Raw genomic sequence first — 23,285 nt, 5'->3', positions numbered from 1 at the left:
AATAAAAAATATAAAGCATGGATATTCATAAATATCGGCTTCGCTACGCGAAGCCTTATAAAGAGCTGATATAAACCCTCAATAATGAAAACTTACAATAATTAGTTTTCACACAGGCTGGGCTATCAGTTGACCTAAAGAATAACCAGTAGTTAACGTCAATTAAGCGCACAAAGTTAGCATTAATAATTTGATGATGAACGACCGCTTTGGTGGCTAAGCAGACTATTTATTAAGACAAATTCGTTTCTAAATTAGGTCAGCTAAGTGGCATAAGTAATCGACGAGGTTAAATCTAGTAAACACAAGATGTAGTGGTCGGTTGGGCTAAGTGGATAGCCCTTAAGAATTGGCATCTATCAAATTTAAGCGCTATTAAGGTTTAGCATCAGTGCTATAAATTTAATCGTTACTCCTGCTCTTGATCTTTTTTAAGTTGTTCAGCCTTTCGGCTATCTACTTTTTTTTGTTGTTCGTCTGAGAGCTCAAATTTATTGGCTGATTGCTTGATCAATAAGATACCCGCGATAACAGAGCCAACAGCAACAACAAGAATTAACATGTAAGTAAAAGTCATATTTATATCCTTTTAAATAAAATTTATGGGTAAGAAACTTGTTTTATAGCTATCTTATTAGTTTAAAAAAGACAGATAGCAATACAGAATAATAGTATATAATTTATGAATATGCTTACAACACGCCAGCAATAATGCTTGCTTTAGGCGGGTTTAATAAAGTCAGTTTAATCAGTATTTACCCCCAGTATCTAGAATAACTAGCTAGCACTAGATACTATTCATTTGTCATACGCTGATAGTATGCTCGGCTTTTGTCCGCTTGCTGACATAAATCGGTCAGGGCGTGTAAACTGCGCGTGCTCATTCGATGTACAACATCAGCATCAAGGATAATCATTTGTTGATGTTTAATTGCTGACAATATCAGCCATTGCTGCCAATCATAATTGTCATTACCCGCTTGCTTTTTTGATAATGGTTGAATAATAACATCAACATTTTTTTGCAGTATTTGCTCAATATTTACTTGTGGATATTGGACTTTTGCTGCGACAAATGGATTACTAATGCTGCAAGCGTCTAAAAACTGTTGCGGCCAACTGCCTTTGGCAATGGTGGTTAAGGGTCTAGACCAGACCTCATAAAAAGCGGTTAGTGGTTTTTTATGACCATATTGTTTTTTGATATTGGCTAAATCAGCTAGAAACTTAGCCGCAACACGTTCAGCTTGTGCGCTGTGACCTGACAGTTTCCCAAACAAGCGCAGCTCTTTAGCAACATCTTCAAAGCTATTGGGCTGCGAGTAAACCACACGAAAGCCCAGTTGCTTAATACGGGCTAAATCATCACTTGGGTTACCACTCTTCCAAGCGATAACTAAGTCTGGTTGTAATTCAATGACCCGCTCTAATTGAATACGTAACGAACTGCCAATTCTGGGTATTTTCTTTGCCGCTTGCGGAAAGTCAGCGTGATCAGTCGTCGCAATAACTTGGTCGCCGGCGCCAATATCAAACAACATTTCAACAATGTGTGGTGATAATGCAATGATGCGTGGTTTAGGCGTATCAATAACGGCGGCATCATCAATACTTTTACTTGTGGCATGTGTGCTCGCAATATAAGCAAAGCCCAGTAATATAATCCCTAGGTATTGGCTGAATTTCATGACGATTCCATTTGTGATTTATGACAGCAGTATTGGCTACCAATCAATACCTTTTTGTGCCTTTATGCCGTTATCAAACGCATGCTTAAGAGGCTGAACTTCACTGACGGTATCGGCAAGTTCAATGATACTGCGATGACATGCACGGCCAGTGATAATAACATGCTGTTTAGCCGGGCGATTAACGATAGCTTCAATCACTTCATCTAAATCTAAATATTTGAATGACAGCATGTAGGTTAATTCATCAAGTAAAATCACGTCGACACTTTCATCTTTTAGTAAGCGTTTTGCTTCTTCCCATACTCTAACGGCAGCGGCAATGTCTTTTGACTTGTCTTGGGTGTCCCAAGTGAAACCGGTCGCCATGACATGAAACTCAACGCCATTGTTTTCTAATAAATTACGTTCGCCACAGGCCCAATCGCCTTTAATAAATTGTAATGCCGCCGCTTTATAGCCATGCCCAACCGCGCGGGCTAGCGTGCCAAAGCCAGATGTTGATTTACCCTTACCATTACCTGTAATAACAATAAGTAAACCGCGTTCTTCTTGAGCGGAATCAATGCGGGCATCAACTTTTTCTTTAAGGCGTTGCATACGAGCTTGATGGTTTTGATTTTTATCTGTATCTGTTGTCATGTGATTTATCCTGTTTTACGTGTGCGATACATGATCGCTAAAAAGAAAATACTGCCAATGGCTGAAGTAATGATACCAATGGGAATTTCGACATTACTCAGCAAACTCCGCGCGGCAACATCAACCCAAACTAAAAAGCATCCGCCAACCAAGGCAGAGCCAATAATTAACGGCATGGTGGTAACGCCAACCAACTGCCTAACAATATGTGGGATCATTAGGCCAACAAAACCAATACCACCGCAATAAGCCACTATGGCGGCAGTCACTGCTGCACATAAAGCTAATAGAATTAAACGCAGTTTGTTAACGTTAACGCCAAGGCTTGCCGCACTTTCATCGCCCAATAACAGTGCATCTATTTGTCGGTGTAAGGCAAAAATAATTAGTAAAGTAAGTAATACCATGGCACTGATCAAATAAAAGTGGAACATTTCAACGCGCGTTAAACTACCCATTAACCAAAAAATAACTCGGCTGGTGGCAAAAGGGTCGCCAAGGTAAAGAATAAAGTGGCTAATAGAGCCAAGCATGAACGACACTGCAATGCCGGTTAATAATAAATGGTTCATATTACGCAGTAAGGTCGCGATACCAAAGACAATGATCACAGAAAATAATGCCCCAAGAAATGCAGCTAATGGCAAGGCTAGCGCTTGTTGGTCACTGAGCACTAAAGTGGCGATGGTAGCGCCCAAACCTGCGCCAGAAATAATACCAAATAAATAAGGGTCGGCGAGTGGATTACGAGTTACATTTTGCAGTATTGCCCCCGCACAAGCTAAACCCATGCCGGCCACTAAACCCACTAAAACACGTGGAATGCGTATTTGCCAAATTACCACGTCGTGCATAGTGGAGGCGCATTGATTAACCACACATTGAAATATATCTAGGCTAGTAATGGCGGCTGGCCCAAAGGTTATCGACATAATAATGGAGAATAAGGTAAAAACAATAAGGCCTGAAAATACCCAGACATTTTTACCTTTGCTGCCGCCAAGAACACTCACGAGTGTTGACCTTTACTATTTTTTGACTCAGTTGGTTTAACAGCCGATTGATGAGCCATCATAGTATCAGCCGCGGGATAGAAATAAACTCTAGGTACGCCACAGTGTTGTGCGTCATCTCGATAACAGGGTAAACCAAAAACTTTGGTTAACAGTTCAGGTTTTAGCACTTGATCAACACTATTGTCGCTGACTAAGTTGCCTTTATCTAATAGCAGCAAACGATTACAGTAATGTGCGGCTAGATTGAGATCATGTATGGTCATAATAACGGTAATATTTAACGCTTTCACGAGTTGTAATATTTGATGTTGGTAGAAAATATCTAAGTGATTAGTGGGTTCATCTAATACCAAAATCTTTGCTTTTTGTACTAGGGCTTTAGCAATTAATACCCGTTGTTGTTCGCCGCCAGATAAGGTATTAAAAAATTTTTCTTGACTGCTTGCTAAACCCACTTTTTCTAACGCGAGCATAATGTCTTTTTTATCTACATCATTATCACGAGCAAAGAGGCTTTTATAGGGCAGTAGGCCCATTCTAACTACATCATAAACGTTTAAATCAAATATGGGGGGCGAATTTTGTACCACTAAAGCAAATGTTTGTGCTAATTCATGTGGTTTGTAGTCGCTGATTTTTTTATTTTTTAGCTTAATGCCGCCTTGCCAATTTTTGTATTGGTTTAGTATGCATTTAAGGAGTGAGGTTTTGCCAGCACCATTAGGCCCGATAATGCCAATAATATCGCCGCGAGCAACATTAAATGAAATATTATTGAGAATACTTTGTTTATCAACCGCCCAAGATACTGACTCAACACTGAGTAATTTTGCCATTAAAGCCAGCCTAGCTTAGTGCTAATCATGTTTGGCATGTGTTGGATAATAACTAAGGAGTATATTTTCATTACGGCCTGGAGGTTAATTCAAAAGCTTATGTTGAATAATAAAACTAACTACGGCGCAGAAAATAGGATACGAATGCCTTAAAGACAGTGTAACTTACGTGTATTCCCGCACGGTGTTAACATGATTAGCTTGGTACAATAGGTTGATACTAGGTGTCCTGACTTATAACTTTTTATTAAAAGTTATTTACAGTTGCGGGTACAGTCACGGAATTTAACCGCGTTCCCTATTAATCAGCCAAAACAATAACAAAGCATGTGGCTAAAGGTATCGATTATTAGGCATGAGATTTTACGGCTTAGCATGCTGCTTTACAATAAAAACCGTCATTTGACGCGCTATAAGTGGTGTAAAAAAAAGGAGCTAATGCTCCTTTTTTATTTTGACACTGTCTTTTGACAATTTTTTTTACGCGTTAATTAGACCTAAGGTGATTTTTCTTATGTCATCAGTAAAGCCAATATTACCAAATTTTAACGCGCTTCTCAGGTGCGATATACATAGCGTCACCTGCTTTAACGTCAAAGGCGCTATAAAACTCAGGCATATTTGATAATGAACCTAGCGCACGGAACTCACCTGGCGAATGTGGGTCTGTCGCTACACGATTTCTCAATGACTTTTCAACCATTTTTCCACGCCATATTTGTGCAAAGCCCATAAAGAATCGTTGGTCGCCAGTTAAGCCGTCAATCACAGGGGCTTCGGTACCATTTAACGAAGCTTTATAAGCTTTATAGGCGATAGTCACTCCGGATAAATCACCAATGTTTTCGCCTAAGGTTAGTTCGCCATTAACCTTTAAGTCATCAAATACCGCATAGTTGCCATACTGTGCCACTAAGTTATCAGCGCGCATGGTAAAGGCTGCTAAATCTTCATCAGTCCACCAGTTACGCATGTTACCGTCACCGTCATATTTGCTGCCTTGGTCGTCAAAGCCGTGGCCCATTTCATGACCAATAACGGCGCCAATGCCACCGTAGTTTACCGCATCATCTGCCGCTAAATTAAAAAATGGTGGCTGTAAAATAGCCGCTGGAAAGACAATTTCGTTTTTAGTTGGGTTGTAATAAGCATTAACGGTTTGTGGTGTCATAGCCCATTCTTGTCGGTCTATTGGACCACCCAGCTTAGCCAGTTCTTTTTGGTGAGCAAGGGTACCAGAGCGTATTGCATTGCCGACTAAATCGTCACTTTGAATGGTTAGTGCTGTGTAATCTTCCCACTTATCTGGGTAGCCTATTTTAGGATCGAAGCTGGCGAGTTTTATATGCGCTGCTTTTTTAGTCGCCTCTGACATCCAGTCTAGTTCGTCAATGCTTACGCCGTAAGCATCACGTAAATTTTCAACCAGTTCTGTCATGCGGGTTTTAGCTTCAGGCTTAAAGTGACGGCTAACATAAACTTTACCAATAACTTCACCTAAATTGTCATTAACTACGGCAACACCACGCTTCCAAAGGGGGCGCTGTTCTTCACGACCACTTAACTGTTTTGAATAAAAATCAAAATTTTCATTGGTTAATTCGGCGGTAAGTGAGCTGGAAAAATTACTCAGAGTGTGAAAGGTTAGGTAAGTTTGCCAATCAGCTAAGGATGTTGCCGCGAATGTTTCACCAAAACCTTTAATAAATGAAGGTTGGTTAATAATGATATCTTTCTGCGTGGCCACACCTTGTGCTGTAAGGTAGGCGGTCCAGTTGAAAGCATCTGTGACTGTGTTTAAATCGGCAACATTAAATTTGTTATAACGTTTAGTACTGTCTCGAGATTCAACTTTTGTCCAATGAAAGCCGGCTAACTGTGTTTCAAGCGCCATAATGGTTTGAGCGGCGGCTTTAGCGTTTTTTAAACCCGCTAAATTGAATATGTTTTCAATGTGGGCAAGGTAACCCACACGTAATGCTGCAAAACGTTCGGCTTCATTAAAGTAGTAGTCTCTGTCTGGTAAACCTAAACCACTTTGCCATATATGTGTGGCATATCGTGTTGAGTCTTTTGCATCAACACTGATATAAAAAGCGATCGGGCTACCGACACCAATCTTTTGATTTTCACCAAAGAAAGCGGCAAGTTCATCTTTATCTTTCAAGCCATTAATGTCATCAAATATTTTTTTTACTGGCGCTGTGCCTGCAGTGTTACGGCTATCCAGATCCATGAATGAACGGAATAAGTCAGCCACTTTTTGTTCATCACTGCCCATTTTTAGGTTTTTAGTCGCGGCTAATTCTTCGATAATCGCTTTTACGTTATCATCAGCTTCATCACGTAAGTCATAAAATGAGCCAATTGCGGTTTTGTCACCCGGAATTTCGTGAGTGTTTAACCATGCACCGTTAACGTAGCGATAAAAGTTGTCTTGTGGACGAATAGACAAGTCCATAGTGGCTTTATCAATACCTGATACCAAAGCAGTTTTTTGCATAACCGGTACTTCAGTTGTGTTTTTTGTGCTGGTATTATCATTACAACCTGCAATGAATAGTAAAGAGCTGCAAACAGCAGTTGTTATTATTTTCTTCATTCAATACTCACCATTTAATTAGTAGACTAACTTTTATTTTAAGTTAGAGGATATTAAAGGCTATCACGCTGATTTACTAGGATAATAAAATGTTGGCTACAAATTATTAACTTATCTTTGTATGTTAAAGTTTACCCACCGGAGAATATGTAGATATTTTCTGGTTAACGTATTAATAAACATTTTTGTTATTTACCTTTAACTGCTGCGCAATTTGGGATATTCGCCACCCTTTTTAGTTTAGTTAAAAAGTATGCTGTTAATTTATCTGTTAAAAGCATCAATCTAGAAAAGTTCTGCAACAGCTAAAGTAGAAAGAATTACCATAGCTCGCTTATTATGAGTTAGTGTTGTTATGCTAGGCGCCTTATTTAACAGTAATGTGCTTGAACCTAATGGCTATTTATAACCCGCTAACTAAATGTTTTCTGTGGGTGATCAGGGTAATACAGGTCAGACTGATTTAAGCAAGCTATATGCTCAGACCTTGGTTGTGTTAATGGACAACGTTTAAGGACCTTTAAATAACCCTCGTGGCTTAAGTTGTCATCATTCAGTTACATTTTTACCTTTTACCCTTTACTGTTTACCGTGAGCTTTATTGATCTGGGTACTGTTTATGGTCGTACTCTAACCTCTTGAAGATAATTGAGAAATATATTCTATGCAAAATCGTTTATTTTATCTGTTCGCCTTACTTGTTATTAGTAGTCAAAACTTTGCCCAGTCTTGGGGGGATAAAGACACTAATAAAAAGACGGTGATAGTTCAAAAACTCATTTATCAAACTCAAAAAAATAGTTTAGAAGCGGTGGGCACTGCAGAAGCCGTTAAATCTGTTACGCTCTTTCCTGCGGTTAATGAAAGGGTGGTTGCGGTTAACTTTGTGCCTGGTCAGCGTGTTCAAAAAGCACAAGTATTGATGACGTTATATAACGAACGTCAGTTGGTTACATTAGAAAGAGCCAAGATTGAGTTCAAAGATGCGGCCAGAAAAAATCTTTTATTAGCAGAAAGTATTAAAAAAGGTGCTGCATCACAAAGTGACTTAGATGATTCTATCACCACACTCGAGTTGGCAAAGGTAGCCGTTAAAGAAGCGAGAATAGCCTTAGACGAGCGTATTATACGAGCGCCCTTTGATGGTGTATTAGGCCTAACTGACATCCAAGTAGGTGACAGAGTTAACCTTCAAAGCGAGATTACCACCATAGACGATCGCCAGGCATTATTTATCAATTTCACCGCACCAGAAATAGCGGTAGCTTTGTTGTCGCAAGAACCCCAAGTGCAGCTGGTACCCTGGCAAAATCGTTTAGTCACTATCGAGGCAAGTATCGCCCAAGTTGACTCACGCATTAACGAGCAAGATAGAACTATTCGTGTTAGAGCGCTACTCGATAATAGCGAAGACATTTACCGACCCGGTATGAGCTTTCGGGTTAACTTGACGGTGCCAGGGCAAGATTATATTGCTGTGCCTGAAGCCGCTTTGTTATGGAGTGCCACTGGTGCTTATGTTTGGCAAATGGTTGATGAAAAAGCTGCACGAGTTAATGTGAAAATTCGTGAACGTTTACGAGGCACTATTTTAGTCGAAGGTGAATTTAACTTAACCGAACCTTTGGTTGTAGAGGGCGTGCAGCAATTACGTCAAGGACAAGCATTAAAAGCACAGAACACTTTCAATGAATATGTTGTCAAAGAGGTTGAGGGCGAATAATGAAATTACCGTCTATACCACAATTAAATGATTTACCTTCCTTAGCTATTCGCCGGCCAGTATTGGTTATGGTGCTTAATTTACTCATCATTTTAGCGGGGTTTGCCGCGATAAATGATTTGGAAATAAGAGAGTTACCTGATGTTGACCGGCCCATGGTGACCGTGTCGGCCAGTTATCCTGGTGGCTCGCCAGAAACCGTAGACAGTGAAGTAACCAGCAGAATAGAAGGTGCGGTTGCGCGAGTCAGTGGCGTTAAATCTATTCGAGCCTCAAGTGAAGAGGGCTCTTCTCGTATTAGGGTTGAGTTTAGGCCAGGCACAAATCTTGAAGATGCGGCCAATGAAACCAGAGAGTCGGTCAGTAGAGTGCAGCGAAATTTGCCTGATGAAGTGGAAAGACTGGCCATCATCAAAGCAGATAGTGACGCTCAAGCGGTAGTTAGTTTAGCGATTAGCAGCGACACCTTAGATATGGAAACACTCACCGAGCGAGTTGAAGTTGATTTAGCGCCTTTGTTTTTAAGTATTCCTGGCGTCGCTGATGTGTCTTTAAATGGTGAAAGGCAAAGGGTAATGCGGGTTTCTGTGGATGCATTGAGACTGACCAGTTTTAATTTATCTATGTCAGATGTCGCCGCCGCCCTTCGTTTAGCGCCTTTTGACGTACCAGCTGGTAGTGTTAAATCAGCAGACCAAGAGCTTATTGTTCGGGCTAGTGCTAACTCAGTTAGCCCTGAAGATATTGAGCGTATTGTCGTGTCGGGTAATACCCGTATTGGCGACGTGGCTAGTGTCTATTTTGGACCGGCTGACTCGAAGAGTATTGTCAGGTTAGATGGCATGCCTGTGGTAGGTTTAGGTATCGTGCGTCAGGCGCGTTCAAATACCATAGAAATATCTGACGAAGTGTTAGCTATGGTGAAAAATCTTGATAAGCGCTTTACGGATCTTAATATTGTTGTTACCTCTGATGATGCTGAGTTTATTCGAGGCTCTGTAGATGAAGTGATTTTATCGCTAAGTTTAACGGTATTATTAGTGATAGGCACACTGTGGTTATTTTTAGGCTCCTTTCGTGCCACTTTAGTGCCAGCCCTGTCTATTCCCGTGTCGTTAATTGGCGCATTAGTGATCATGTGGGTACTGGGCTTCTCGATTAATATTCTGACTTTGTTAGCCTTAGTCTTAGGTACCGGCTTAATCGTAGACGATGCCATTGTGGTATCAGAGAATATTCAGCGCAGAAGAGCCGAAGGATTGGGCTCTAGAGCCGCAGCGGTATTAGGCACTAGAGAAGTGTTTTTTGCTGTTGTGGCAACGACTGCTGTATTGGCTGCGGTGTTTATTCCAATTGCCTTTTTACCGTCAACAGCGGGACGCTTATTCAGAGAGTTTGGTGGCGTGTTAGCAGGGGCCGTGATCATATCTTCATTTGTTGCCTTAAGTTTGGTACCTGCACTAACAGCAAAGCTACCAGTTAACAGTAAAAAAAATGTACTGTTCGATCGCACTTTAGGTGCCTTTGGTACTTGGGTTTTGACTAAATATAAAACCTTATTAAGCCTGGCGCTGGGTTATGCATGGGTAACCTTATTAATGTCGGTCATTGCTGCTGTGTCAGCTGCTGTGCTATATAACGAAATTGAAAATAAATTATTACCCTCGGAAGATCGAGGTTCAGTGCGTATCTTTGCTCGAGGCCCTGATGGGGCTGGCTTAAACTATATGGACAGACAAGCACGAAAAATGGAAGAAATATTATTACCCTACGTGCAAGATGAAGATGTTAATTCCATTTACACTGTGGTGGGTCGTTGGGATCCTAATATTGTTTTTATAACCGTTCCATTAGAACACTGGGATAATAGAAGTAAATCACAGCAAGAAATCATTAGCGAAATGAGCCCTAAATTGCAGGCTATTCCGGGCGCTCCAGCTCGAGCTTTTGGGTCAAATAGTTTAAACCTTAGAGGACAAGGCGGTGGCTTAGAATTAGCACTAACGGGTGACACTTACGAACGCATCTTTGAAGCGGCACAAGCCTTTAGCAAGATTGTTGAAGAAAAACTACCCGAGTTAGGTCGCCCCAGAATTGGTTATCAGCCAACTCAACCACAATTGAAAATTAATATCGATCGGCGTAGAGCCGAAGAGCTAGGTGTACCTTTTAATGATATATCTAGCACTTTGCGTGCGGCTATCAATGGTGATGATATAACCGATTTAAATATTGGTGATCAGGCCGTGCCATTAATTTTACAATCTAGTGGGCGCTCGACCAGTAATCCTTCCGATTTAACTAATTTGTTTGTTAAATCTCGCGATGGCAATCTTGTGCCATTATCCAGTCTTGCCTACATATCAGAAGAAGGTGTTGCTGCAGAGTTAGAAAGGCAGGCTCAAAGGCGAGCAATCGAAATTGACCTAGAACTACCAGATGAGATATCTATGGCTGATGTGGTTGAACAATTACGTGAGATTGGCAATAACAACTTACCGCCTGGCATTGGTTTAGTGTTTCTGGGGGAAGCCTTGACGTTTGAAGAAACTTCTAATCAAATTGCCATGACTTACCTATTCGCCTTTCTGATTGTTTTACTGGTATTAGCCGCTCAATTTGAAAGTATTAATAGTGCGATAATCGTGATGATCACCGTACCCTTTGGCATAGCGTCAGCTATCTTCGCGCTTTACTTAACGGGTACGTCTATTAATATTTACTCACAAATTGGCTTGGTGATGTTAATTGGATTGATTGCCAAGAACTCCATTTTATTAGTCGAGTTTGCTGATCAATTAAGAGATCAAGGTAAAACAGTCAAAGCCGCCATCATTATGGCAGCCGAAGTTCGTTTTAGACCCATTATGATGACCTTGATATCAACCATACTAGGTGGCTTACCGCTTATTTTATCAACTGGAGCCGGTGCAGAATCACGTAATTCAATTGGTTGGGTGGTATTTGGTGGTTTGGGTATAGCGGTGGTATTCACCTTATTACTGACGCCTGTTTTATATCAGCTTATTGCACCCTTTACTAAACCTAGAGCCGATGAAAGTGATCAACTTGAAGCTGAATTGCTTGAGGCACAGCAAAAAGGCTAAGATGCACCATCAGCACCAAATGCAAAGCTTGTAAGAATATCTCTTCATGAGATAAAGATTGCAGGCAGTGAGTTTGTTCAAATAGATATTCTATGCGGTGATAACTTCGCTGAAGAATTCAAACAGAAATATCCATTAACTAAAATACCTATTTTAGTTAATGGATGATGGCACAGTGATGAGAGAAAGGGTGGCAATTTCCCTATATTTTGAAGAGATAAATTCAGAGCATGCACTAACGGATTCAAGCCCGCTTGAGAAAACCATCGTAGAACAGTAGCAATAACCTATGGAATTATCTTTGTTAATGCCAACCGGCATGTACTTTTAGATACGAGTGGTTACTTTAAAGACCAAATGAACCTTGTTCCCGACTAGGGTAAAAAATGTGGTGAAAATATTAAAATTTTTGGCATTTTTAGACAAACACTTAGCGTCTTCAAAATACATAGTAGAGGAGTAAAAAAAATTTAAAATACTGTTACGCTAAAGTATGTTCAAGACCATCAGCAAAAACCTAGGATATGATAATAGTTATCATGGCTGCAGAGATAATTGTTATCATAAGTGGCGGAGATAATTTATTAAAGGGAATATCTATGAAAATATATGAAGCAGCAACAGCACCAAATGCAAGGCGTGTAAGAATTTTTCTCTATGAGAAAAATATTGCTGGCATCGAGTTTGTTCAAATGGACATTTTACGCGGTGATAACTTAACTGAAGCTTTTAAACAGAAAAACCCATTGGCTAAAATACCCATTTTAGAATTAGATGATGGCACAGTGATTAGCGAAAGTGTGGCAATTTGCAGATATTTTGAAGAGATCAATCCAGAACACCCATTAATGGGTTCAAGTCCGCTTGAGAAAGCTATAATAGAGCAATGGCAACGTCGTATGGAATTATCTCTGTTAATGCCGACGGGCATGTGCTTCCAACATACAAGTGGTTACTTTAAAGACCGAATGAACATTGTTCCCGATTGGGGTAAAGAATGTGGTGAAAATGTGAAGAAGTTTTTGGCATTTTTAGACAAACACTTAGCGTCTTCAGAATACATCGCAGGTGATAGCTTTTCTATTGCCGATATTACAGCGCTCATCACAATAGACTTTAATCGAGTGAATAACATTCGCATAGCAGACGAACAAAAAAACCTAAAACGCTGGTACGATAAAGTTTCTTCAAGACCATCAGCAAAAGCTTAGAGTGTTATAAAAGTTATCATGGATGGTATAGATAAAGCGCATAAATAAACCTGATAGAATTTTTATTAGCCGTGGTCGATAGCGTCCAGCCATATTAACTCGTTGGTGGTGATGTAAAGTTCAGTCATTGGGTCTCTTTACATCTTTTACAGTCAGTATAAAAACAATAGGCTGGTCGGTGAGAAAGACTTAAGATCAAAGCATCGATTCATTGCAAGTTTCGTACTGACTGTTTAGTTAAATTTAGCTAAGCTTAGGTTAATGACGTTGAAGTATGTTTGTTTAGACTTCATAATTTGTGTTACACAAAAGGCTAGGGATTGGGCAAAAGAAAATCAAAAGTAAATTGATTGATACTAAATGAAAATAAAGAGGACTAACAAAAGTGATATTAAAAAGAATGTGTTTTCTGTTTTTTAGTTTAATGGTGTTAAGCCTACCCGGTTGTGTGGTAGTGACTACCGCTGTTGGTGTAACAACCACTGTCGTTGGCGGCGCTATTGATGTTGTTGATGCCGTAACGCCAGATATTATCGACGATGACGACTGAAGTTAGGCGATAATGTTGATTTTAATATTTTACTCAAAAAATTTTATTTGGTCACTATAGCGATTGTTTAGTATTAGGGCTTTAGTTTTATCATTACAACATTGGTGATTGTGGTTGGTTACAAAAAAGTAAGTCCAACAGGGAAAAGCAGAATATTTTTTATGGTGTTAATTCTGTTGAGTGCAATTCTATTGGTATTAGGTGTTTTTGGATTATTTATGTAGTTAAGTTGGGTAGAAACAAGCGTGTGAATAGTCCAAGACCAGCTAAATTTAATGAGTTTGCACTAATTTACCGACACTGCTTAATAAAATGTATAAAAGTGAATAAAGTCTGAAGATATATCTTTATGAGCTGTGCTATGATTTTAGGCTCAATAATCTTGGTGCTATTAGCATTATCAATAAAGAAAGAGTTCATGTTTCAACCAGTTAGTGTTTACATCGGCTTAAGGTATAGTCGCAGTAGTAATGGCAAAGGTTTTGTCTCCTTTATCACATTTTTCTCTATTATCGGTATTGTGCTCGGTGTTGCCTCTTTAATTACCGTTGTGTCTGTTATGGATGGTTTAGAGCGAGAGCAAAAACGTCGGGTACTAGGCTTAGTGCCGCATGTATTAATGTCCCCCCAACAAACTCATATCAATAATTGGCGCGATTTACAGCGCGATATTCTCGGATTGCCTGACGTTACCCAAGTAACGCCGTTTCAGCAAAGTGAAGCGTTAATTCAGTCTAAAACAGCACTGCAAGGGGTTTTAGTGCATGGCATTATGCCTGAATTTGAACAACACAATATTATCAATAGTGCCATGGAATATGGCCAATTAGCCAGTTTAGACAACACGCCGTTTAGCCTGGTTTTAGGTCAAACGTTAGCGCGAAAATTAAAGGTTAACTTAGGCGATGTTGTACGCTTAACCTTACCGAACAAAACCTTATTTACCCCCATGGGACGCGTGCCTGTGCAGCGCACATTTACTATTGTGGGCATTTTTAATGTTGGTTCTCAAGTTGATGAGGCAATGGTTTTTATTGCTATCGAAGATGGCGCAAAACTGCATCGAAAAAAAGGTGATGGCGTTAATCAGTTAAGGTTATACCTAGATGATGCTTTTAAAGCCCCGCAGGTCATTGCACAGTTATCGTTAAAATATCCGGATTTTAACTTTGTCAGCTGGCAAGAGAGCCAGGGGGCTTTATTTGCTGCGGTCAGCATGGAAAAAAATATGATGTGGCTCATGCTGAGTTTAATTGTTGCGGTTGCAGCTTTTAATATTGTCTCAGCGTTAGTGATGGTGGTTATTGATAAGCAAGGTGAAATTAGCATTTTACAAACCCTGGGTTTAGACCGAAGTGGTATTGTGAAAATTTTTATCACTCAAGGCTTAACCAATGGTATTTTGGGTGTTATTTTGGGCGTTACACTTGGGGTGATATTAACGCTGAATTTAAATCATTTATTTAGCTTACTCGGGGTTAATTTATTAGGCGCAGGGCAAAAGTTACCTATTGCACTTGATGTAATCAATATCTTAGTGATTGTTGCCTCTGCACTAGCCATGAGCTTTTTAGCGACCCTTTACCCGGCCTATCGTGCTGCGCAAACTCAGCCAGCAGAGGTGCTCAGAAATGAGTAGTCCAATGCTTAAAGACAAGAACAATAAAATGGACAGTGATTTGGAACATAATATCAACCAAAATAGCGATGAAAGTGGCGATGAAAATGTGGTAAAACCTACACTTCCTTTAGGCTTAGAATGTCGCCAGCTAAGTAAATTTTATCAACAAGGCCCAGTGACTACAGCCGTATTATCCAAGCTTGATTTGGCAATTGAAGCGGGAGAGTTAGTGGCTATTGTTGGTCGTTCTGGCTGTGGAAAAAGTACCTTTTTGCACTTAGCTGGCGCGTTAGACACACCAAGTGCAGGTGAGGTGTTTATTAATGGTGTTAATATTCATCAATTGTCTGAAAAGCAACGGGCAAAATTTCGTAATCAACATATTGGTTTTATTTATCAGTTTCATCATTTAATGATGGAATTTACTGCTGAAGAAAATGTGGCCATGCCTTTGTTGATACGTGGTGATAAGCCCAAAGCTGCAATGACTCAAGCTAAAGCTATGCTTGAACAAGTTGGGTTAACTCATCGCAGTCATCATCGACCTTCTGAGCTTTCGGGTGGCGAGCGTCAACGTGTTGCCATTGCTCGCGCATTAGTGACCAAGCCGTCACTTGTCTTAGCCGATGAGCCCACGGGTAATTTAGATTTTGATACCGCTGAACAAATCTTTCAGTTGTTGCAGGAGTTAAACCGGACCGTAAATACCAGTTTTGTGATTGTTACCCATGATTTAACCTTGGCAAAAAAAATGGATCGGCAACTGCTTTTAGATCACGGACACCTAAAGCCGCTTGAAGTTAACAGCGACAGTGGTATGAAAAAAATTGAGGACGCTTAAGTGCTAAAACCGTTAAGTGTTTTTATTGGCTTACGTTATGTGCGTAGCCGTCATAGCAAAGGGTTTTCGTCATTTATATCAGCGTCCTCAACTATTGGTATTGCCATTGGTGTGATGGTGTTGATTGTTGTGCTTTCAGCTATGAATGGTTTTGAACGGGCTTTGGCGACACATTTATTGTCAATTGTACCTCATGCTGAAGTGGTCGCGGTGAATTCACCTATTACGCAATGGCCAAAAAGCGTTGCGCGTATTGAACAAAACCCCCATGTGATTGCCGCTGCTCCATTTGTCAAAACCCAAGGGATGATGCAAAAGTCTGCAGCACTTAAAGGTATTGAAATCCGCGGTGTAGACGTGATGTTAGAGCCGCAGGTGTCCGCTATTTCACGTTATATAATCGCTGGCAAGTGGCAAGACCTAATACTTGAAAATGGCGTTATTATTGGCGCTGGCATTGCTCGTAAGCTTTCGGTACAAGTGGGTGACAAGGTTCAGTTATTATTGCCCCCAGCTAATTTGAACAACCAAAAAAATAGCAAATCGCAGCAATTTCCTGTGCCCATGACGCAACAGGCCATTATTGTTGGGGTGTTCAAATTTGGTGGCACGATAGATGACACACAGGTTTTTATTAACTTAGCGAAAGCGAGTGAATTACTGGGTTATCAAGCGGATGAAGTGCAGGGCATTCGCCTAAAGGTTGACGATGTTTTTGCCGCGCCACAAATTGTTCGTGAAGTGGCTTTTGATTTTGATTTTTATGTTTACATGCTGGATTGGACGCGCAGCCATGGTCATTTATTTAATGATATTCAGTTGGTACGTTTAGTGATGTTTATTGTTTTAGTGTTGGTGATTGCAGTGGCCAGTTTTAACATAGTGTCGACCTTAATTATGGCGGTAAATGAGAAGAAGTCAGATATTGCCATATTAAAAACCATGGGGGCAAAGTCGAGTACTATTATGGCCAGCTTTATGTTTCAAGGATTAATGAATGGTATTGTGGGCTGCTTTCTAGGTGCCAGCTTAGGGATTGTAATCTCGTTGAATTTAACTGATATTATCCGTGCTATAGAAGCGGCATTATCGGTAGAGTTTTTATCTGCAGAGGTATATTTTATTGATTTTTTACCAACCTTATTACGCCAACAAGATGTTATTAATACCGTTGTTACGGCCTTAATTATGAGTTTGTTAGCGACCATTTACCCGGCATGGCGTGCGACCAAAGTAGAGCCGGCACAAGTGTTAGGGCAAGCGTAAACGTTAAGTTAAAGATAAAATAATAAGATAAAAAATCAGATGCTACGTCTGATTTTTTGTTTATGATGAAAGGTTAGCTTAGCCTCTTCGTGCTTTGCGTTTTTTCCACTCTTTTGCTACTGAAAAGCGCCAGATGATATTTATAGTTAAATAACCTAAGAGAGCAAAAACAGCCGCAAGTACACCACAGCCGACAATAAAGGCGGGCCCAATAGTTGAAACACTATCAACTAGCCACTGCCAATTTGCTTCAAAAGTGAAGTTTTTTGCTGGTACATCCACAATCCAAGTGCCAACAACATAACAAAAATAAAAAATTGCCGGCATAGTCAAAGGGTTAGTGATCCAAACAAGGGTAATAGATAAAGGTAGATTTGCATGTACTATAATTGCAAAACCAGCCGCTAAAACCATTTGAAATGGCACGGGCATAAAAGCAAAAAATAAGCCAACAGCAAATGCTTTACTCACCGAACGGCGGTTCAAGTGCCACAGATTAGCGTTATGCAGTAAAGCACCAAACATTTTTAAATGTTTGTTATCTTTTATTTTTTGGTGATCAGGCATAAAGCGTTGAATTATTTTTTTCGGCATAAATTACTTTACTTAACGTTACTTGGCTAAATGGAAATTAATCACTATGGAATGGTGGCTACTCACATTTTTTTTCAGCGCTATTTTGTCATTATTTATACCTATAGTGCCAGAGTTTTCTTTACTGCTCATTATATTGTTGGTTTCATTAATATTTATCTTTATAGGTAAATTTCGCTTTATAGCTATTGCGGTATTCGCCGTTGTTTGGATTTTAATTGCTGGCAGCCAATATCAAGGTACCTTAGAAAAAAATAACATTAAGCTTGAGCAGTTACATAAAAAAGTTCATCTAATTCAAGGTGAAGTGAATAATATTGTTCATACAAAAGCGGGTAGTAGCCGCTTTAACTTTTTAGTTAGCCATTGGCAAGGTCGAAAGATTAATGAAAAATTTAAGGTACGCTTAACTTGGAAGGCGGCAGACAAGCCTCTGCTGCAGGGACAAAAGTGGCAATTAACGGTAAAACTTAAACCTGCGCATGGCTTGGCTAATATCGGTGGCTTTAATTATCAAGTCTGGCTGCGGCAGCAAAAAATAGTCGCCACTGGCTACGTTAAGACTAAAAATAAAATACAGACTAAAAAACAAAATGTTTTATTGCTTCATAAAACTAGCTGGCGTCAATATTTGTATCAAAAATTATCTGTTCTGTTAGCGGATAAACCCCTTAGTGCACTAGTTTTAGCCTTGGGTTTTGGTGAGCGGGGAGAGTTAACGCGTGAGCATTGGCGGGTGCTTTCTGCAACGGCAACTCAGCACCTTATTGCGATTTCTGGCTTGCATATCGGCATAGTAGCTTTTGCAAGTTTGATTTTTATGCGCATTGTTATTCGTTTATTGCCCTTGAGTTCTTTGTTGCCTACGTCTTGGCAACTAAAACTGATGCAAATAAATTTAAACTATGCTCCCATTCTGTGCAGTGGTGTCATGGCATGGTATTACGCCTATCTAGCGGGCTTTTCTATTCCTACCTTGCGTGCTTTGGTGATGTTGTTATTGTTTTGGTCACTTAAAATTATGCACATAAAGGTAACACTGTTACCTTGGTTGTTACTGGCTGTTTTAATTATTTTATTGGTTTGGCCGCTTAGCTTACTCAGTGCGAGTTTTTGGTTGTCAATATCAGCACTAGTCATTATTTTTTCGACATTTTCACGTTTTTCCATGCGCACAATAGTACCAGTCCTAACGAGAGATAAAACATCATTATTAACGCTTGAATCCTCGCCTAAAGCTAGGCTTAAAAAGCAATGGCATGGCGTTAAAACTCCGGTGTTACTTTGGCTTAAAACCTTGTTTGTTATGCAACTAGCACTGACGATAGCGATGTTACCCATAGCCGCATCGCTAAACTATCAACTACCATTAGCCGCTTTTTTTGCCAATATTGTCGCTGTACCTTTGATGAGTGTGACGGTGATTCCTTTAACACTGCTGGCGGTTATTGCTTTACCATTTAGTCTTTGGTTAGCAAATTTTTTCACTGATTTAGCGTTACTCAGTTTGTCATATGTTTGGCAATGGTTGCTTTATTTGGCTAGCGCAGAGTGGGCAGTTTTGGCTATTTCATATCAGCAAATACAAACCATGCTGTTACTCTTTGTCATGATTGCACTGGCGGTGTTTTTTCGACTCGCTAGGGCTAAGTTTATTGCCGCGCTGAGTCTATTTATAATGGCGGTTGTTATCAATTTTTCTAGTGCTGAGCAGCAGCAAGAGTGGCGCTTGTCAGTGCTTGATGTTGGTCATGGTCTTGCCGTTGTTATTGAAAAAAATCATCATGTTTTTCTCTACGATACCGGCGCCAGTTATCCTAGTGGTTTTAATATGGCTGATGCGGCAATACTACCCTATTTAAAGCATCAAGGTTATCAAGCGATTGATGGGGTGATCATTAGCCATAACGATAATGATCATGCCGGAGGCTTACGTCACTTACGTGCTAAAATGGCTATTAAGCGTGTTATTGCTAACGATTTAGTGTTAAAGCCTGACAGTCATTGTATCTCGGGACAGCGCTTTACTTGGCAAGGCTTGGTTTTTGAAGTGCTGTCGCCAATGCAGGTTGATGGTGATAAAAATGATGATTCTTGCGTAGTAACCATTAGCGATGGTTTTCATCGTGTGTTATTACCGGGTGATATTTCGATAAAACAAGAAAAACGGTTATTAAATGTTGCCGGTATGGCAAAGAAACTCAGCAGTGACATTTTGATTGCCCCACATCATGGCTCCAAATCGTCGTCTAGTCGGGGTTTTTTAACGGCGGTCATGCCGCGTTATGTAGTATTTAGTACCGGTTATTTAAACCGTTGGCAGATGCCATCTAATGAAATAATGGGCCGATATAACAGTTTTGATATTATGACTTTTAATACTGTTGATGAAGGGATGGTGACCTTTAAGTTTAGTCAAACCACGGGTGGCAAAAATATTGAGCCTAGTGCTAAAGACAATATTGCAGGTACTGTTATTGAAGTGATCAGTTATCGAGATGATATTCGACCTTATTGGTTTGTAAATTGATCACTTTATTAAGCTAATGAATGGATTTATATTGCCGATAAAAGTTTATCAGTTGGTTGATGGGCAAAATAACGCTAAAATACCGAAGATTTACTAATAAGACAAAATAAAACAGAATAAAATAATCCCCAGGGATAAGATTTTTTGATTACGCATGAGAGCATGAATGTCGACAAAACTATCAGAACCAACTACAGAAAATACCACAAAACAAAATTTTAAGCGTTTATTGGCTTATGCTAAAGCCTATAAAGCAGCAGCCGTTGTTTCTATTTTAGGCATGTTAGGTTATGCCGCCATTGACAGCTTTGTATTTTCTCAACTGCAACCACTAATCGACAAAGGTCTTGATGGTCAAGATCCCGCATTTATGGAATGGGCGCCATTTGTTATCGTGCTGATGTTTATACTGCGCGGAATTTGCCACTTTGCGGGTAACTATACCTTAGCTTGGTTAGGTAATAATGTGGTGGCTAATATTCGTCAGGAGTTGTTTGAACATGTGATGTCTATGCCCGTGGCTTATCACGATAAAGAATCTACCGGCAGTTTGATCTCAAAATTAACGTTTGATACCGAGCAAGTGCTAAGTGCTGTTTCGAAAGCGTTATTGACTTTAGTGCAGCAAGGCGCATTTGTGCTGGGCTTACTGATTGTTATGTTTTATAACAGTTGGCAGTTAGCGTCAATATTTTTACTGATCACCCCAGTTATTGCGGGCATAGTTACCGTAGTTTCAGGTCGTTTTCGTCAAATAAGTAAAGGTATTCAAAATGCTATGGGCGAGGTGACAACGGCGGCAGAGCAAACCTTTAACGGTCACAAAGTGGTATTAACCTTTGATGGTCAACAACGAGAGTTTGACCGTTTTGCCAAAATTAATAAACATAATCGTCAACAACGGATGAAAATGGTGGCGACACAAGCGGCCAGTGTCCCTATTATTCAAATTATTGCTTCGTTTGCCTTAGCGTTTGTTTTATATGTTGCCAACCTTGATTCGATGCGAGCCAATATTTCTGCTGGGGTTTTTATGACAGTATTAATGTGTATGGTAACCCTGCTTAGACCTTTAAAACTGCTGACAACGGTCAATAGTGAATTTCAAAAAGGCATGGCGGCCTGTGTCAGTATTTTCGCGGTACTTGATCAAGAAAAAGAACACGACACTGGTACTATCGCGATAGCACGTGCAAAAGGCACTTTAGCGTTTGAACACGTTAATTTTCTTTATAATAAAGACAAAGAAAAACAGGCACTAACTGATTTAAGTTTCACCGCTAATGTTGGTGAAACAGTGGCTTTAGTGGGTCGCTCTGGTAGCGGTAAATCAACCGCGAGCGCTTTATTATTAAGATTTTACACGGCGACAACCGGCAAGGTGTTAATCGATGGTAAAGACATTAAAGATTACAAACTGAAAGATTTACGCAAGCAATTTGCCTACGTTTCTCAACAAGTGGTGCTGTTTAACGATTCAATTGCTAATAATATTGCTTATGGCAAACCCCATGCGACACGCGAAGAAATTGAAGACGCGGCACGTAAAGCCCATGTCATGGAGTTTGTCGAAGACTTACCTGAAGGACTAGATACTAATATTGGCGACAATGGTGCGATGTTATCGGGTGGTCAACGCCAACGTGTAGCTATTGCGCGAGCATTATTATGTGATGCCCCTTTCTTAATTTTAGATGAAGCCACCAGTGCTTTAGACACTGAATCTGAACGTCATATTCAAGACGCTTTAAGCGCATTACAAAAAAACCGCACTTGTATTGTTATTGCTCATCGTTTATCAACCATAGAAAATGCTGATAAAATCATTGTTATGGAACAAGGGCAAATAAAAGAGCAAGGCGATCATCAAGCTTTATTAGCGAAAGACGGCGCTTATGCCCAGTTACATAAATTTCAATTCGGTGCCTAATTCACTATGTATTTAATCCATTGTTTTGGCTATAGATTATGCGCCTGATTGAAAAAGTTTGGTTTCAGGGGCATCCAGCAAAATGGCTAATGGTGCCACTTTTTTTGCCATTGAGCTTTATTTTCGCAGTACTGAGTTTTTTTCGCCGTTTAGCTTATCAGGTAGGGCTATTTAAACAGGTTAAAATTTCAGTGCCGGTGGTTGTTGTGGGTAATATCGGTATTGGTGGTAATGGTAAAACACCGGTCAGCTTATATTTAGTTGAAAAACTTACCGATCGGGGTATAAAAGTGGGTGTGGTCAGTCGTGGCTATGGCTCAAAAGCGCCTTATTATCCTTATCAAGTTAGTGATGTAAGCAGCGCTGAGCAAGCAGGAGATGAACCGTTATTAATCTTTCAACGCAGCGGCGTTCCTGTGGTTATTGGCGCCAATAGAATTCAAGCTTGCCTGTGCTTAATTGAGCAAGGCTGTGAATTGATTATTGCCGATGACGGACTACAACATTATCGTTTGGCGCGAGATTACGAGTTTGTTGTAGTTGATGGTAAACGTTTATTCGGTAACGGTTTACTATTACCAGCGGGGCCGTTGCGTGAGACAAAACGCAGAATAAAAGGTGCTAATTGTGTTATTATTAATGGTATAAGTTCATGGCAAAAACAAGCGGGTAATCTAGCGTTACCGGTATTAACGATGCAATTACAGGCAAGGTATGTCATCAATATTAAAACTGGTAAGAGTGTTGAACTCGATACTTTTTTAGCGCAAAACCTTGCTAGCGATAAATCTATTAATGCTCTAGCAGGTATTGGCGACCCTAAACGCTTTTTCAACACCCTTGAGCAAGTGGGCTTTACTTTAGCCATGACTAAAGGCTTTATTGATCATCAAGCCTTTTCAGCACATGATTTACAGCAGTTCTCTGGTGATATGCCGTTATTAATGACCGAAAAAGATGCCGTTAAATGTGCTGACTTTGCCCAAGACCATTACTGGTATTTACCGGTTGATGCCGTATTTGCAGCCAAGAATGATAGTGCCGCTATGGCGACTGAAATCGCTAACATTGCTGCACTTGCTCGCAAGCCGCATTAGTTAATAACTAAAGCTGCCAGAGCTAATAGAA

The 23,285-nt window shown here is 40.1% G+C and carries 17 protein-coding genes and 1 riboswitch; of the genes, 10 read left to right on the top strand and 7 right to left on the bottom strand.

Annotation, left to right across the window (positions count from 1 at the left end; genetic code table 11):
* Positions 1–409 precede the first annotated feature (409 nt).
* The 6 genes from H4J46_RS08730 to H4J46_RS08705 all read right to left on the bottom strand — a co-directional run bounded on the left by H4J46_RS08730 (position 410) and on the right by H4J46_RS08705 (position 6,784).
* Positions 410–577, bottom strand: coding sequence for a DUF2897 family protein (locus H4J46_RS08730; protein ID WP_182233128.1), 168 nt, complete (start codon positions 575–577; stop codon positions 410–412).
* A 217-nt stretch (positions 578–794) separates the two neighbouring features.
* Positions 795–1,688 (bottom strand): cobalamin-binding protein, encoded by an 894-nt coding sequence (locus tag H4J46_RS08725; RefSeq protein ID WP_182233127.1) that lies wholly within the window; start codon positions 1,686–1,688, stop codon positions 795–797.
* Positions 1,689–1,724: 36 nt separating this feature from the next.
* Positions 1,725–2,330 carry a cob(I)yrinic acid a,c-diamide adenosyltransferase gene (gene cobO, locus H4J46_RS08720; protein ID WP_182233126.1) on the bottom strand — a complete coding sequence of 202 codons (606 nt, stop codon included), beginning with the start codon at positions 2,328–2,330 and terminating at the stop codon, positions 1,725–1,727.
* 5 nt (positions 2,331–2,335) lie between these two features.
* Entirely contained in the window at positions 2,336–3,343 is a 1,008-nt protein-coding gene (locus tag H4J46_RS08715; protein WP_404851779.1) for a FecCD family ABC transporter permease, read from the bottom strand.
* Positions 3,340–4,182, bottom strand: coding sequence for an ABC transporter ATP-binding protein (locus H4J46_RS08710; RefSeq protein ID WP_182233125.1), 843 nt, complete (start codon positions 4,180–4,182; stop codon positions 3,340–3,342). Before H4J46_RS08710 ends, H4J46_RS08715 begins: the two co-directional genes overlap by 4 nt.
* 201 nt (positions 4,183–4,383) lie before the next feature.
* Positions 4,384–4,527, bottom strand: a riboswitch (cobalamin riboswitch).
* A gap of 190 nt (positions 4,528–4,717) precedes the next feature.
* Positions 4,718–6,784, bottom strand: coding sequence for a M13 family metallopeptidase (locus tag H4J46_RS08705; RefSeq protein ID WP_182233124.1), 2,067 nt, complete (start codon positions 6,782–6,784; stop codon positions 4,718–4,720).
* A 664-nt stretch (positions 6,785–7,448) separates the two neighbouring features.
* Here H4J46_RS08705 and H4J46_RS08700 point away from each other — a divergent pair.
* The 7 genes from H4J46_RS08700 to lolE all read left to right on the top strand — a co-directional run bounded on the left by H4J46_RS08700 (position 7,449) and on the right by lolE (position 17,103).
* Positions 7,449–8,507: an efflux RND transporter periplasmic adaptor subunit gene (locus tag H4J46_RS08700; protein ID WP_182233123.1), complete on the top strand. Its 1,059-nt coding sequence runs from the start codon at positions 7,449–7,451 to the stop codon at positions 8,505–8,507.
* A complete protein-coding gene (locus H4J46_RS08695) occupies positions 8,507–11,614 on the top strand; it encodes an efflux RND transporter permease subunit (RefSeq protein WP_182233122.1) in 3,108 nt (1,035 codons plus the stop codon). Before H4J46_RS08700 ends, H4J46_RS08695 begins: the two co-directional genes overlap by 1 nt.
* A 599-nt stretch (positions 11,615–12,213) precedes the next feature.
* Positions 12,214–12,825, top strand: coding sequence for a glutathione S-transferase family protein (locus H4J46_RS08685; protein WP_182233121.1), 612 nt, complete (start codon positions 12,214–12,216; stop codon positions 12,823–12,825).
* 385 nt (positions 12,826–13,210) lie between these two features.
* The gene (locus H4J46_RS08680) at positions 13,211–13,375 is read left to right on the top strand and encodes a hypothetical protein (protein ID WP_182233136.1); all 165 of its coding nucleotides are present in this window, start codon (positions 13,211–13,213) and stop codon (positions 13,373–13,375) included.
* Positions 13,376–13,793: 418 nt separating this feature from the next.
* Positions 13,794–15,014: a lipoprotein-releasing ABC transporter permease subunit gene (locus tag H4J46_RS08675; protein ID WP_182233120.1), complete on the top strand. Its 1,221-nt coding sequence runs from the start codon at positions 13,794–13,796 to the stop codon at positions 15,012–15,014.
* A complete protein-coding gene (gene lolD / locus H4J46_RS08670) occupies positions 15,007–15,837 on the top strand; it encodes a lipoprotein-releasing ABC transporter ATP-binding protein LolD (RefSeq protein ID WP_259365748.1) in 831 nt (276 codons plus the stop codon). Before H4J46_RS08675 ends, lolD begins: the two co-directional genes overlap by 8 nt.
* Complete coding sequence (gene lolE / locus H4J46_RS08665) at positions 15,838–17,103, top strand: lipoprotein-releasing ABC transporter permease subunit LolE (protein WP_182233119.1); 1,266 nt, start codon at positions 15,838–15,840, stop codon at positions 17,101–17,103.
* Positions 17,104–17,181: 78 nt separating this feature from the next.
* Here lolE and H4J46_RS08660 read toward each other — a convergent pair whose 3' ends face one another.
* Positions 17,182–17,697 (bottom strand): DUF2062 domain-containing protein, encoded by a 516-nt coding sequence (locus H4J46_RS08660; protein WP_182233118.1) that lies wholly within the window; start codon positions 17,695–17,697, stop codon positions 17,182–17,184.
* 46 nt (positions 17,698–17,743) lie between these two features.
* Here H4J46_RS08660 and H4J46_RS08655 point away from each other — a divergent pair, with 46 nt between their 5' ends.
* From H4J46_RS08655 to lpxK, 3 genes are all read left to right on the top strand, one after another.
* A complete protein-coding gene (locus tag H4J46_RS08655; RefSeq protein WP_182233117.1) occupies positions 17,744–20,227 on the top strand; it encodes a DNA internalization-related competence protein ComEC/Rec2 in 2,484 nt (827 codons plus the stop codon).
* 166 nt (positions 20,228–20,393) lie between these two features.
* Positions 20,394–22,157: a lipid A export permease/ATP-binding protein MsbA gene (gene msbA, locus H4J46_RS08650; RefSeq protein WP_182233116.1), complete on the top strand. Its 1,764-nt coding sequence runs from the start codon at positions 20,394–20,396 to the stop codon at positions 22,155–22,157.
* Positions 22,158–22,195: 38 nt separating this feature from the next.
* Positions 22,196–23,254, top strand: coding sequence for a tetraacyldisaccharide 4'-kinase (lpxK, locus tag H4J46_RS08645; protein ID WP_220462984.1), 1,059 nt, complete (start codon positions 22,196–22,198; stop codon positions 23,252–23,254).
* Positions 23,255–23,285: the final 31 nt, after the last annotated feature.

The organism is Colwellia sp. MB02u-6 (assembly GCF_014077095.1).
GTDB lineage: Bacteria > Pseudomonadota > Gammaproteobacteria > Enterobacterales > Alteromonadaceae > Cognaticolwellia.
Note: the sequence above shows the minus strand (reverse complement) of the source record. Positions and strands in the feature narration are given on the sequence as shown.